This is a genomic window from Streptosporangium sp. NPDC023615 (assembly GCF_040640155.1).
Classification (GTDB): domain Bacteria; phylum Actinomycetota; class Actinomycetes; order Streptosporangiales; family Streptosporangiaceae; genus Streptosporangium.
This window is the reverse complement of sequence record NZ_JBFABE010000002.1, coordinates 1-12,853: the sequence shown is the minus strand read 5'-3', so window position 1 is coordinate 12,853 and position 12,853 is coordinate 1. Positions and strand designations below refer to the sequence as shown.

The window sequence follows — 12,853 nt, the reverse complement described above, 5'->3', positions numbered from 1 at the left end:
CGTCACCCACCGTAGTCCAGCGTGCTCGCTCTGTCCCGCCCTCTTCCGTGGGCGGCGACAGCTACCGCTCCATGATCACCACCAGGTCGGAGGGGGAGGGGTGGGCCCTGATCGTCCCGATGATCCGCAGGATCCGTTTGAGCGTTCCGTGGACGAAGGCCAGGCGCAGCCAGCCGCCCACCGCGACGGCGTGGTGGTGACCTTCCAGCAGGACCCACATGCCGACCGAGTCGCAGAAGGTCAACTCGGCGACGTCCACGATGAGACGGGTGCGGCCCCGGCCGACCGACCGGTCGATCACCTGGCGCAGCCGATCGGCCGAGAGGCGGTCGAGCTCACCGGCGAGTGTGATCACCGAGCAGGTCTGGTGATCGGTGACCGTGATCGACAACGGGGTCATGCGGGCTCCTGTGTCGCCTGGAGGCGCGGACGGCGTTCACGGGCGGAACGTACGGGCGGGTGTCGGGGTGCGGGCCGTGCGGAAGCCGGGCCGTCGCCGGAGAGGGCGCGGCCACGTTCTCCCGGTGTGGCCGCGGCCGGAGGGCTAGGAGGACTCGCTGACGGTCAGGGAGGGCCGCGGCAGGCCGGTCACGCCGCGCACGGCCTGATCGACGGTGGCGTACACCCTGATCACGGGAACGGGGGCCACGGGAGCTGGCCCGTCCGGCTCCGGGCCGCGCATGAGCGCGATCAGCCGTCGTAGCGCGGGCGCGGGCTCGGCGACGACCAGGGAACCGCCCGTGGCGGCCATGATCGCGTGCACGCTGGCCAGCACCCGCAGGCCGCACACGTCGCAGAAACGCAGCCGGTCGGCGGCCACGACGACGTGGCGAACGCCCTGACCCGGCAGGGGCAGCAGCACCGCGTCCAGCAGGGCGACGTTGTCGAGGTCGAGTTCCCCCTCGACGGAGACCACGGCGACGTCCTCGCGCGTGGTGACCACACGTACCGACAGCTTCATCGAGAACCCCTCTCGCCGGGCTGCGGGCCGCCGGTGGTCCGGCGGCCACGGGGGAGGCCGAGACGGGGAGGATGGATCAAAAGCACGAGGCGTTCACCTTCATGGCATGACGAGAAGGCGGCCGCGTCTCTGGACCGGAACTCACCCTACCCCACCGACGACCGGCCCTCACGGCGGGGTGTGAGAGCCTGGGGATGTCACCGAGGGCCTCCCGCACCCGTCGTTCAGGCGTCTCGTCACCGGTGACCATCGGGATCGCATTCCCGGGAAATTCGCAGGCGGCCCATGTCCTCGCCGTTCACCACCACCTCCGACGCCTCCTGGCCGGACGCCCTGCTGTCCCTGCTGCTGTCGACGGAGACCTTCGAGTCGTTCCTGCACGAACTGACCCTGATGACGGTCGCCGCCCTGCCCGAGGGCAGCATGTGCGGCCTCACCGTCGCTCGCGAAGCCCAGGTGGCGACCATCGCCAGCAGCGACGACCTCACCCTGGCCATCGACCGGATCCAGTACCGCGTCGGTGAGGGGCCCTGCCTGGACACTCTCGCCAAGGGCGAGACCCACTACGTCACCGACACCTCGGCCGAGCCGCGCTGGCCCGCCTTCTGCCCCGAGGCCTTCGCCCACGGGGTGCGCAGCTGCCTGTCGATCCCGCTGCCGTTGCCGCTCCTGGACAGGACCCGTGTCGTGGCCGGTCTCAACCTGTACCACCCGGGCTCCGGCGCCTTCGAGCCGGTCGTCCAGGTCCGGATACGGACCTTCGTCGACACCGCCGCCGGTGCCGTCTCCCTGGCCCTGCGCCTCTCCGACCAGGCGAGGCTGAACGAGGACCTGCGCGCCACCCTGGCCTCGCGCAGCGTCATCGACCAGGCGATCGGCATCGTGATGGCCCAGCAGCGCTGCCCGGCCCGTGAGGCCTTCGCCCTGCTCAGCCGCGCCTCCCAGAACCGCAACCTCAAGGTCCGCGACCTGGCCACCGAGATCGTCACCACCGTCGGAGGCCGGGCCCCCGACACCGACACGGACCCCGGCGCCTTCGATGCGCCCTGACGGCCAGGGGAAACCCCGCCGAAGGTCAGGGGAGCATCATGATTCACCGCCTGGGGCGCGGGTCGTCGGGCACGGTTCCGCCCGTCGGGGCGTTCGGGTCCGTCGGTTGCCGAACATGCGGAAACGGGATGGAAGACACGTCGGCGCCGGGGAAAGCCCCGATGGGTATGAAGAGGAAAAAGAAAATCGGCGGTGCCCAGATGGCGCGGAAGAGTGATGGGAACACGTGAAATCCAAAAGGCCAGGTCAGCCGCATAGCGGCTGACCTGGCCTTTTGTTATTCGGAGCGGACGACGGGAATCGAACCCGCGTAGCCAGTTTGGAAGACTGGGGCTCTACCATTGAGCTACGTCCGCGCGAGCCGGCGTCGGTCTGGTCTAGACTTCATCCGTTCGTCAGGGCGTAAGCGTACCGGAGATCCGGAGCGTGCGCGCACCCGACCTACCCGGGGTGTGGCGCAGTTTGGTAGCGCACCTGCTTTGGGAGCAGGGGGCCGCAGGTTCAAATCCTGTCACCCCGACGTGTACCGGGCACCGAGCTCATCGGTGCCCGGTTCTGTCTTTCCGGGGACGTGCCGAGCCGTCCGGGCGCCGCCCAGGAGACGCGGCGGCCGGGGCGTTCACGGGTTCGACGATCGACGAAGGCCTCGGGGAGGCTCGGGGGTCCGGGGGAGGGCGCAGGAGCCCCGCGGTGGCCTCGGGCGGTCGTCGGCGCGCGCGGGCGAGAGCGGTCCCGCCCGGGTGCCGCGGGTTCCGCGCCGCACGGCCCATGAGGCACGGGGCGTGCCGCGCCAAGACGCGCGGGGGGCGGGCGAGGGGCGCGGACGGGCGGGTCAGCGGCCGGCGCTGAAGAAGGCCCAGACGGCCTTGCCGCCGCGGTTGAGGTGGTCCCAGCCCCAGCCCTGGCTGTAGGTCTCCACGATGTAGAGCCCCCGGCCGTTCTCCGAGACGAAGTCGGGCTCCTTGGGCCTGGGGACCTCGTCGCTCGGGTCGGTCACGGCCAGCAGCACGTGGGGCGACAGGCGGAGCAGCACCAGGGTGATCGGCATGGCCTCGGTCTGGCTGGCCGGACACAGCGCGTAGCGGACGGCGTTGGTCACGAGTTCCGAAACCACTAGCGCTGCGTCATCGCTGAGCTCGGCCAGGCCCCAGTCGTGGAGCGTGGAGCGGGTCACGTCCCGCGCCGTCTTCACCGAGTCGGCCTGACGGGGCAGGGGGCACGCGGTGGCGCCGGAGTGGTTGGCCACGAGCAGCTCGTCGAAGCCGACCTCGCGGGTCGCCTGCAGGTAGTCGGCAGCCGATTTTGGCTCCTCCACCATCCTGCCGGTCCCTCCCGCTGTCATCGTGAGTCTCCGTACCAGTTGAGAGTTTTCAGAGGTTGTGCACCATAAGCCCAATATGCACTAGGCCATCATGGGTCACCGGAAGGTCTGCTGCAAGACCCAAATGCACGTGCAGTTGCAATGTGCAGCCGCATGGGCGGTTTGGTCGTGGGCTCGCCGAATTGGGCACAGGGTTGAGACCTTGTCATAGCGGCCGGAAGTAGTGACACTGTGTGCGCTGGCCCAAGTGCAGAGGGAGGCGAAGTGACGCAGGTTCAACCGGGATCAGGTCCCACAGCTCTGCGTATTCTCTTAGGCTCCCAGCTACGCCGCCTGCGTGAGGCCAAGGGGCTCTCGCGCGAGGAGGCGGGCCATCTGATCCGCGGATCCGAATCCAAGATCAGCAGGATGGAGCTGGGCCGCGTCGGCCTGAGAGAACGAGACGTGGCGGACCTGCTCACCTTCTACGGGGTGGAGGACGAGGGCGCCCGGTCGGCCGTGATGGACCTGCTGCTGAGGGCCAACGAGCCCGGCTGGTGGCACCGGTTCAACGACCTGCTCCCCTCCTGGTTCCAGACGTACGTGGGCCTGGAGGAGGCCGCCTCCCGGATCCGCACCTACGAGGTGCAGTTCGTGCCGGGCCTGCTGCAGACCAAGGAGTACGCCAGGGCCGTGATCACCGCGGGCAGCGCCGGCGTGGCGCCCGAGGAGATCGCCCGCCGCGTCGACCTCAGGATGGAGCGCCAGCGGGTGCTCGAACGGTCGGAGGGGCCGTTCTTCTGGGCCGTCATCGACGAGGCCGCCCTGCGGCGCCCCATCGGCGGCGCGGACGTCATGCGCGCCCAGCTGGAGCACCTGCTCGAACTGATGCGCAGGCCCAACATCACGATCCAGGTGATGCCCTTCAGCTTCGGCGGCCACAGCGCCGAGGGCGGCGCCTTCAGCGTCCTGCGCTTCAGCGACAGCGAGCTGCCGGACGTCGTCTACGTCGAGCAGCTCGCCAGTGCCCTCTACCTGGACAAGCGCGAGGACGTCGACCGCTACAGCGAGGTGATGGAACGCCTGTGCGCGGTCAGCACCACCCCCGGCGAGACGATCGACATCCTGAGGCGGATCATCAAGGAGGACTGAGCGGCCATCGGTCGCTCCCCGGTGCCGCTCTGCCCTAGACTGGCCAGCGGCGCTGAACACCCGCCGCAGTGGAGCATGCCCTCATCTCGCATGTCTCGACGGCCTGTGCCAGGTGCCGCTCATGTGGGCGCGGCGCGCGAGCTTGCCGCGGTAGCCGTTACGACTTGACGCGCCCGCGATCACTCGAAGCTTGATCAAGGAGACGACCCCGTGAAGACCGCTGTGGAGGAGCTCAGCCCGACCCGGGTGAGGCTTACCGTCGAGGTGCCGTTCGAGGAGCTCGGCGAGAGCCTGCAGGCGGCGTACAAGAAGGTCGCGCAGCAGGTGCGCGTCCCCGGGTTCCGCCCCGGCAAGGTTCCGGCTCGCATCATCGAGCAGCGGTTCGGCCGCGCCGTGGTGCTGGAGGAGACGCTCAACGACGCGGTGCCCAAGCTGTACGGCCGGGCCGTCGACGAGAGCGAGATCTTCCCGGTCAGCCAGCCGGAGATCGAGGTCACCAAGATCGAGGACGGCCAGCAGGTCGAGTTCACCGCCGAGGTGGACGTCCGTCCCGACTTCGAGGTCCCCGACTACCAGGGCCTCGAGGTGACCGTCCCGGTCTCCGAGGTCTCCGACGCCGACATCGACACCCAGCTCGACGGCCTGCGCCAGCGCTTCGCCACCCTGACCGGTGTCGAGCGCCCCGCCGCCGCGGGCGACTTCGTGGTGATGGACCTGGCCGCGGCGATCGACGGCGTCAACATCGAGGAGCAGCAGGCAGGCGACGTCTCCTACGAGGTCGGCGCCGGCTCGGTGCTGCAGGGCCTGGACGACGCCCTGGTCGGCCTGTCCGCCGGTGAGACCAAGGAGTTCACCACCAACCTGGTCGGCGGCGAGAACGCCGGCGAGGAGGCCGTGGTCACCATCACGGTCAAGAACGTCAAGGAGAAGGTCCTCCCCGAGCTCGACGACGAGTTCGCCCAGCTCGCCAGCGAGTTCGACACGCTGGAGGAGCTCAAGGACAGCATCCGCGAGCAGGCCCGCCGCAACAAGCTGATCGACCAGGTCGTCCAGGCCCGGGAGAACGCCCTCGACGCGCTGCTGGCCAAGCTCGACATCCCGCTGCCCGAGAGCGCCCTCAAGGCCGAGGTCGAGAACCGCAGGCACAACCTGGAGCACCAGATCGCCGAGAGTGGCCTGAGCAAGGAGGCGTACTTCCGCCTCTACCAGACCACCGAGGAGGAGCGCTACGCCGAGTTCGACGAGAGCGCGGCCAAGGCCCTCAAGACGGGCTTCGTCCTCGACAAGATCGTGAAGAGCGAGGAGCTCGGCGTCAGCGAGCAGGAGCTGACCAACTTCGTGGTGCGCCGCGCCATGCAGATGAACGTCGCGCCCAACACGCTGGCCCAGCACCTGGCCGACAACGACCAGCTCACGCTGGCCATGGTCGAGATCGTCCGGGACAAGGCCAAGAGCGTCATCGGCGACGCCGTCAAGGTGGTCGACGAGGCCGGTAACGAGGTCGACCTCAAGGCCATCTACACCGAGATCAACGGTGAGGAGCCCGTCGACGCCGACGAGACCGCCGAGACCGGCGCGGCCGACGACAAGAGCGAGGACAAGGCCGAGGACGGCGACAAGGCCGAGGCCAAGTAGCCCCGGGTACGGCACGCATTCCTCGTGGCGCCCCCGCCGTGAAACACGGCGGGGGCGCCACTCTCGTGTCCGCGCCCTTCTCCGCCCGGCAGTCCCGGCCGCCCGGCCGGTTCCCGCAGATCGGGCCGCGGACCGGCGGGAGCCCGGACCGGACCGGCGGGAGAACCGGCCTGGACCGGCGGCGGGAACCCTGCCTGGGCCGGTGCCGGGACGACGGGGATCGACGTGAGATCGGCGGCGAGGCCGGCGGCGGGGTCGGCGGGCGGCGGCACGCGACCGGGAGAACACGCCGCCCGCGCCGCAGGAAGGGGTCTGACGCCCTCCGGGACGCCTGCGGCCTCTCCGTGTCCGCCGCGGAGCCGGTCGGCGCGTGGGCCGCCTGAGAGCCTTCCTCCGTGAAGATCCCGGTGGGAGCGAGGCCGCCTCGGCCTCCCGTCCCCGCGCGTTCCCCGGGACCTCTCTCCCGGTCCCGCGACTCTCCCGACCCCGCGACGCGCGACCTCCCCCGCCCCGGCGAGGTCGGGTGCTTCCCCCGGCTCCGGGGGACGTCCGCCACCTCCTCCCGCCCTCCTCGCGGGGCCCGACACGCCGGGCCGACCGTGACCGGAAGCCTTCGGCACGGCGGCCGGTACGGGCTTACGGACGTGCTGAGGAGGCCGCGCCCAGCATGCGCCGTCAGCGAACAGTGCGTTGAGGAGGCATGTCCGGTAGGCGGCGCGGGTTAAGGTCACAGGCAAAGCCAATCGATTACGACGCATCGGAAGGTGACGCTGTGACCAGCCCGCCGACCTTCTACCAGCCGACCGGCTCCGGGCCCGAGTCGATGAGCCAGCCGACCGGCTCGTTCAGGCTCGAAGACCAGCTCTACCAGCGGCTGCTGCGTGAGCGCATCATCGTGCTGGGCACCCAGGTCAACGACGAGATCGCCAACCGGATCTGCGCCGAGCTGCTCCTGCTCGCCGCGGACGATTCAGAACGCGACATCTGGCTCTACATCAACTCGCCGGGCGGTTCCGTGACCGCCGGTATGGCGATCTACGACATGATGGAGTATGTACCTAACGATGTGTGCACGGTCGCGATGGGCCTGGCCGCTTCGATGGGTCAGTTCCTTCTGTGCGCCGGCGAGCGGGGCAAGCGCTACGCCCTGCCGCACGCCCGCATCATGATGCACCAGCCGTCCGGTGGCATCGGCGGCACCGCCGCCGACATCGCCATCCAGGCCGAGCAGATGCTCTATGTGAAGAAGACCCTCGCCGAGCGGATCGCCTTCCACACCGGCCAGAACCTGGAGCAGATCGAGGCCGACTCCGACCGCGACCGCTGGTTCACGGCCGAGGAGGCCAAGGACTACGGCTTCATCGACCAGGTCGTGCGCAGCGCTCGGCAGGTGCCCTCCACGGGCGCCGTCTCCTGAAGGGGCACAAGGTGAGTGAGTTGATCCGGCCGGGAGACATCAACGGCCGCTACGTTCTTCCGTCCTTCACCGAGCGCACGTCCTACGGCATGCGGGAGATGAACCCGTACGCCAAGCTGTTCGAGGATCGCATCATCTTCCTCGGCGTGCAGGTGGACGACGCGTCGGCGAACGACGTCATGGCCCAGCTGCTGACGCTGGAGTCGCTCGACCCCGACCGTGACATCAGCATCTACATCAACTCGCCGGGCGGTTCGTTCACCGCCATGACGGCGATCTACGACACGATGCAGTTCGTCCGGCCGGAGATCCAGACGGTCTGCCTGGGCCAGGCGGCCTCGGCGGCGGCGGTCCTGCTGGCCGGCGGAACGCCGGGCAAGCGGTTCGCCCTGCCGAACGCCCGCATGCTGATCCACCAGCCCTCCACCGAGGGCGGCGGTCAGGGAAGCGACATCGAGATCCAGGCGCGTGAGATCCTCAGGATGCGCGCCCAGATGGAGATGATCATCGCTCAGCACTCGGGCAGGGCGCCGGAGGCGGTCCGCAAGGACATCGAGCGGGACAAGATCCTTGACGCCGTGGAGGCCAAGGAGTACGGGTTGATCGACGACATCATCCCGTCCCGCAAGAAACTCGCGAAGGCCGTAGCCTCCTGACGAGGCACAGTGCACCGGAACCGTGCCGAATCCGGCACGTTCCGGTGCGACTCGCCGCTAGGGGGCTCACTGAGGGCTCAGAAGACGGTAACGTCGAAACCTAAGCGGGATGACTTTTCCATCGGGTATCGGACCGATCGGAAGAAACGGACCGCGGCAGCCAGGGCGGTCCCACGCAAAGGAGTATCTGGGGTGGCACGCATCGGCGACGGGGGAGACCTGCTGAAGTGCTCTTTCTGCGGGAAGAGCCAGAAGCAGGTCAAGAAGCTCATCGCCGGACCCGGCGTATACATCTGCGACGAGTGCATCGACCTCTGTAATGAGATCATCGAGGAGGAGCTCAGCGAGTCCTCCGAACTCAAGTGGGACAGCCTTCCCAAGCCGAGGGAGATCTACGAATTCCTCGACGCCTACGTCATCGGTCAGGACCAGGCGAAGAAGGCTCTCTCCGTGGCGGTCTACAACCACTACAAGCGGGTGCAGTCCGGAGAGCGCGGGCGTGACGACGGCCTGGAACTGGCCAAGTCCAACATCCTGCTCCTGGGCCCGACCGGTTCCGGCAAGACACTGCTCGCCCAGACGTTGGCGAAGATGCTGAACGTTCCGTTCGCCATCGCCGACGCCACCGCCCTCACGGAGGCGGGCTACGTGGGCGAGGACGTGGAGAACATACTGCTCAAGCTGATCCAGGCCGCCGACTACGACGTCAAGAAGGCCGAGACCGGCATCATCTACATCGACGAGGTCGACAAGATCGCTCGTAAGAGCGAGAACCCGTCGATCACCCGGGACGTCTCCGGCGAGGGCGTGCAGCAGGCCCTGCTCAAGATCCTGGAGGGGACGACCGCGAGCGTGCCGCCCCAGGGCGGGCGCAAGCACCCGCACCAGGAGTTCATCCAGATCGACACCACCAACGTGCTGTTCATCTGCGGTGGCGCCTTCGCGGGCCTCGAGAAGATCATCGAGTCCAGGGTCGGCCGCAAGGGCATCGGCTTCAACGCGATCATCCGCTCCAAGGAGGATGTCGACAGCTCCGACATCTTCAAGGACGTGATGCCGGAGGACCTGCTGAAGTTCGGCATGATCCCCGAGTTCGTCGGCCGGCTCCCCGTGATCACGAGCGTCCACAACCTCGACCGTGAGGCGCTCATCCAGATCCTCACCGAGCCCCGCAACGCCCTGGTCAAGCAGTACCGTCGCCTCTTCGAGCTCGACAACGTCGAGCTCGAGTTCACCGACGACGCGCTGGAGGCCATCGCCGACCAGGCGATCCTGCGCGGGACCGGCGCCCGTGGCCTGCGGGCGATCCTGGAGGAGGTCCTGCTCTCGGTGATGTACGAGGTGCCCTCGCGACAGGACGTGGCCCGCGTCGTGATCACCCGCGAGTCGGTCCTGGAGCACGTCAACCCCACGCTCGTACCGCGTGACCAGCTCAGCAAGCAGCAGCGTCCGCCGCGCGAGAAGTCGGCGTAGCGCTCTCGCGAGCCACCCGAGGCTCGCACGACCGGCGCCCCCACGGTTCCTCCGTGGGGGCGCCGGTCGTTTCCGGCCCGGCGGGACCGGGGCGGGAAGCGCGATCCACGGGACACGGGGCTCGCGGACATCCCTAGACTTGGGCATCGTGACGACGCCAGAGCTGCCCACCCAGTACACACCCGCCGACGTGGAGACCCGGAGCTATGAGCGCTGGGTATCGGGGGGATACTTCACCGCCGACCCGAGCAGCGAGCGCGAGCCGTACACCATCGTCCTGCCCCCGCCGAACGTGACCGGCGTCCTGCACATCGGCCACGCCCTCGACCACTCCGTCCAGGACGCGCTGACTCGCCGCGCCCGCATGCGCGGGCAGGAGACGCTCTGGCTGCCCGGCATGGACCACGCCGGCATCGCCACCCAGAACGTCGTCGAACGCGAGATCGCCAAGGAAGGCCTCTCCCGGCACGATCTCGGCCGTGAGGCGTTCGTCGAGCGCGTCTGGCAGTGGAAGGAGGAGTCCGGCGGCCGGATCCTCGACCAGATGAAGAAGCTCGGCGACGGTGTGGACTGGTCGCGCGAGCGCTTCACCATGGACCCGGGCCTCTCCCGGGCGGTTCAGACGATCTTCAAGAGGCTCTTCGACGACGGGCTCATCTACCGGGCCGAGCGCATCATCAACTGGTGCCCGCGCTGCCTGACCGCGCTCTCCGACATCGAGGTCGAGCACAGCGAGGACGAGGGCGAGCTGGTCTCGATCCGCTACGGCGACGGCGACGACTCCATCGTGGTGGCCACCACCCGGGCCGAGACGATGCTCGGCGACACCGCCGTGGCCGTTCACCCGTCCGACGAGCGGTACGCGCACCTGATCGGCCGGGAGGTGGAACTGCCGCTCACCGGGCGCCGGATCCCGATCGTGGCGGACGAGCACGTCGACCCCGCCTTCGGCACCGGAGCGGTCAAGGTCACCCCGGCGCACGACCCGAACGACTTCGAGATCGGGCGACGCCACTCCCTGCCCTCCCTGACGATCATGGATGAGCGAGGGGTGGTCACCGCCCACGGCCCGTTCGAGGGGCTCGACCGTTTCGAGGCCAGGCCGGCGGTGGTGGCCGCGCTGCGCGAGGAGGGCCGCATCGTCGCCGAGAAGCGCCCCTACCTGCACTCGGTCGGGCACTGCTCGCGCTGCAAGACAGTGGTCGAACCCCGCCTCTCGCTCCAGTGGTTCGTCAACGTCTCGCCCCTGGCGAAGGCGGCGGGCGACGCGGTGCGGGACGGCCGGACGAGGATCCACCCGCCGGAGCTGGCCAAGCGCTACTTCGACTGGGTGGACGACATGCACGACTGGTGCATCTCCCGGCAACTGTGGTGGGGACACCGCATCCCGGTCTGGTACGGCCCCGAGGGAGAGGTCGTCTGCGTCGGCCCGGACGAGCGGGCCCCCGAGGGCTACGTCCAGGACCCCGACGTCCTGGACACCTGGTTCTCCTCGGGACTGTGGCCCTTCTCCACCCTGGGATGGCCCGACAGGACGCCCGAACTGGCGAAGTTCTACCCCACCACCGTCCTGGTGACCGGCTACGACATCCTGTTCTTCTGGGTGGCCCGGATGATGATGTTCGGCATCTACGCGATGGACGGCCGGCCGCCGTTCCACACCGTGGCGCTGCACGGCATGGTCCGCGACCAGTTCGGCAAGAAGATGTCGAAGTCGTTCGGCAACGTCGTCGACCCGCTCGACTGGATCGAGCGTTTCGGCGCCGACGCCACCCGCTTCACGCTGCTGCGCGGCGCCAACCCCGGCTCCGACGTGGCCATCAGCGAGGAGTGGGCCGGAGGCTCGCGGAACTTCTGCAACAAGATCTGGAACGCCACCCGCTTCGCGTTGATGAACGGGGCGGTGACCGGTGAACTCCCCACCGAGGAACTGACCGCGGCCGACCGGTGGATCCTCTCCCGTCTGCAGGAGGTCATCGCCTCGGTGGACGCCGCCTTCGAGGACTTCGAGTTCGCCAAGGTCTCCGACCTTCTCTACCACTTCGCCTGGGACGAGGTCTGCGACTGGTACGTGGAGCTCGCCAAGATCCAGATCGCATCCGGGCAGGAGCACACCCGGATCGTGCTGGGGCACGTCTTCGACTCGCTGCTCCGCCTGCTCCACCCGCTGGTCCCGTTCCTCACCGAGGAGTTGTGGCGCGCGGTCACCGGGGGCGAGTCGATCGTGGTGGCACCGTGGCCGACGGCGCAGGACTCACTCCGCGACCCCTCGGCCGTACGGGAACTCCTCGCCGTGCAGGGGATGATCACCGAGGTGCGCAGGTTCCGTTCCGACCAGGGCCTCAAGCCGGGGCAGCGGGTCGCGGCACGGCTCTCGCTCGCCGGGACCGCCCTGGCCTCCCACGAGGAGGCGATCCGGACGCTGCTCCGGCTCGACCCGCCGTCGGAGTCGTTCACCGCCACCGCCCGTCTCGACGTGGCCGGGATCGCGGTGGAGATCGACACCGCCGGCACGATCGACGTGGCCGCCGAGCGGAAGCGCCTGGAGAAGGATCTCGCGGGAGCACGGAAGGAGGCGGCCCAGGTCGCCGCCAAGCTCGGCAACGAGCAGTTCATGGCCAAGGCCCCCGACGATGTGGTGACCAAGGTCCGCTCCCGCGCCGAGCAGGCAGAGCAGGACATCACACGGCTGCTCGCCCAGCTCGCCGCCCTGCCCGCGGGGTGAACCAGGGGGAAGGGGGGCTTCCCCACGACCCCGACGGCCGGCCTCGTACGACGGACGCGGAGGCGAGTGCCCGCGAGCGGTTCGGAGTCCGGGGCGGCCGTCGAGGTCAGAAGCGGGGCACCGAGGAAGAGGGCTCGGTCGGCGCCCGACCTCTGACCTCCGATCCGCAGGTGCCGGCGTAGCCCCTGGGTGACGGTCCTGAGCCGCACGCCCATGGTGTGGAGCCGCGTCGCCGGACGACGTCCGACAGCGCGAAGAACCCGGAGTCTCTTGACTCCGGGTTCTCGTGTTTGAGGTGTGAGAGCCCAGGGAAGACCTACTCGTTACCGGGAAGTTGGCCCGTGTAGCCCCGGACGACTGGTAGTGTTCTTCATGCAGGGCGAGCCCCTGCAGCCCCCTAAAAACCCCGACAAATCGGTCATGCTCCTTCGGTTGGACATCAACGGGATGTTGGAGTAAGTTAGAGGGGTTGCCCTGGAAGCAG

At 68.8% G+C, this 12,853-nt stretch carries 10 protein-coding genes and 2 tRNA genes; 8 read left to right on the top strand and 4 right to left on the bottom strand.

Going from position 1 to position 12,853, the window contains the following annotated elements; all coding sequences use genetic code 11:
- Positions 1 to 61 precede the first annotated feature (61 nt).
- Positions 62 to 400, bottom strand: a complete 339-nt coding sequence (locus AB0G16_RS01515) for an STAS domain-containing protein (protein ID WP_362797166.1) — start codon at positions 398 to 400, stop codon at positions 62 to 64.
- 144 nt (positions 401 to 544) lie between these two features.
- Complete coding sequence (locus tag AB0G16_RS01510) at positions 545 to 961, bottom strand: STAS domain-containing protein (protein WP_362797164.1); 417 nt, start codon at positions 959 to 961, stop codon at positions 545 to 547.
- Between the two features lie 285 nt (positions 962 to 1,246).
- Between AB0G16_RS01510 and AB0G16_RS01505 the strand changes: the two genes are divergently transcribed.
- Positions 1,247 to 2,011, top strand: coding sequence for a GAF and ANTAR domain-containing protein (locus tag AB0G16_RS01505; protein ID WP_362797162.1), 765 nt, complete (start codon positions 1,247 to 1,249; stop codon positions 2,009 to 2,011).
- A 285-nt stretch (positions 2,012 to 2,296) separates the two neighbouring features.
- On the opposite strand, the gene AB0G16_RS01500 is transcribed toward AB0G16_RS01505, so the two are convergent.
- Positions 2,297 to 2,367, bottom strand: a tRNA-Gly gene (locus AB0G16_RS01500).
- A gap of 90 nt (positions 2,368 to 2,457) precedes the next feature.
- Between AB0G16_RS01500 and AB0G16_RS01495 the strand changes: the two genes are divergently transcribed.
- Positions 2,458 to 2,531, top strand: a tRNA-Pro gene (locus AB0G16_RS01495).
- A 312-nt stretch (positions 2,532 to 2,843) separates the two neighbouring features.
- Here the strand turns inward: AB0G16_RS01495 and AB0G16_RS01490 are convergent.
- Complete coding sequence (locus AB0G16_RS01490) at positions 2,844 to 3,353, bottom strand: ATP-binding protein (RefSeq protein WP_362797160.1); 510 nt, start codon at positions 3,351 to 3,353, stop codon at positions 2,844 to 2,846.
- Between the two features lie 243 nt (positions 3,354 to 3,596).
- On the opposite strand from AB0G16_RS01490, the gene AB0G16_RS01485 reads away from it, so the two are divergent.
- From AB0G16_RS01485 to AB0G16_RS01460, 6 genes are all read left to right on the top strand, one after another.
- On the top strand, positions 3,597 to 4,463 hold the full coding sequence (locus AB0G16_RS01485) for a helix-turn-helix transcriptional regulator (protein WP_362797158.1): 867 nt from the start codon (positions 3,597 to 3,599) through the stop codon (positions 4,461 to 4,463).
- A 210-nt stretch (positions 4,464 to 4,673) separates the two neighbouring features.
- Positions 4,674 to 6,098, top strand: coding sequence for a trigger factor (gene tig / locus AB0G16_RS01480; protein ID WP_362797156.1), 1,425 nt, complete (start codon positions 4,674 to 4,676; stop codon positions 6,096 to 6,098).
- Positions 6,099 to 6,921: 823 nt separating this feature from the next.
- Positions 6,922 to 7,515: an ATP-dependent Clp protease proteolytic subunit gene (locus AB0G16_RS01475; RefSeq protein WP_344896003.1), complete on the top strand. Its 594-nt coding sequence runs from the start codon at positions 6,922 to 6,924 to the stop codon at positions 7,513 to 7,515.
- An 11-nt stretch (positions 7,516 to 7,526) separates the two neighbouring features.
- Positions 7,527 to 8,171 (top strand): ATP-dependent Clp protease proteolytic subunit, encoded by a 645-nt coding sequence (locus tag AB0G16_RS01470; protein WP_344895762.1) that lies wholly within the window; start codon positions 7,527 to 7,529, stop codon positions 8,169 to 8,171.
- 192 nt (positions 8,172 to 8,363) lie between these two features.
- Positions 8,364 to 9,644, top strand: a complete 1,281-nt coding sequence (gene clpX, locus AB0G16_RS01465; protein WP_344895765.1) for an ATP-dependent Clp protease ATP-binding subunit ClpX — start codon at positions 8,364 to 8,366, stop codon at positions 9,642 to 9,644.
- Positions 9,645 to 9,792: 148 nt separating this feature from the next.
- Positions 9,793 to 12,369 carry a valine--tRNA ligase gene (locus AB0G16_RS01460; RefSeq protein WP_362797153.1) on the top strand — a complete coding sequence of 859 codons (2,577 nt, stop codon included), beginning with the start codon at positions 9,793 to 9,795 and terminating at the stop codon, positions 12,367 to 12,369.
- Positions 12,370 to 12,853 lie beyond the last annotated feature (484 nt).

Coding starts and splice junctions, on each gene's coding strand:
- AB0G16_RS01505 (WP_362797162.1), top strand. CDS start 1,247: ATGTCCTCGCCGTTCACCACCACCTCCGACGCCTCCTGGCCGGACGCC.
- AB0G16_RS01515 (WP_362797166.1), bottom strand. CDS start 400: ATGACCCCGTTGTCGATCACGGTCACCGATCACCAGACCTGCTCGGTG.
- AB0G16_RS01475 (WP_344896003.1), top strand. CDS start 6,922: ATGAGCCAGCCGACCGGCTCGTTCAGGCTCGAAGACCAGCTCTACCAG.
- AB0G16_RS01510 (WP_362797164.1), bottom strand. CDS start 961: ATGAAGCTGTCGGTACGTGTGGTCACCACGCGCGAGGACGTCGCCGTG.
- AB0G16_RS01490 (WP_362797160.1), bottom strand. CDS start 3,353: ATGACAGCGGGAGGGACCGGCAGGATGGTGGAGGAGCCAAAATCGGCT.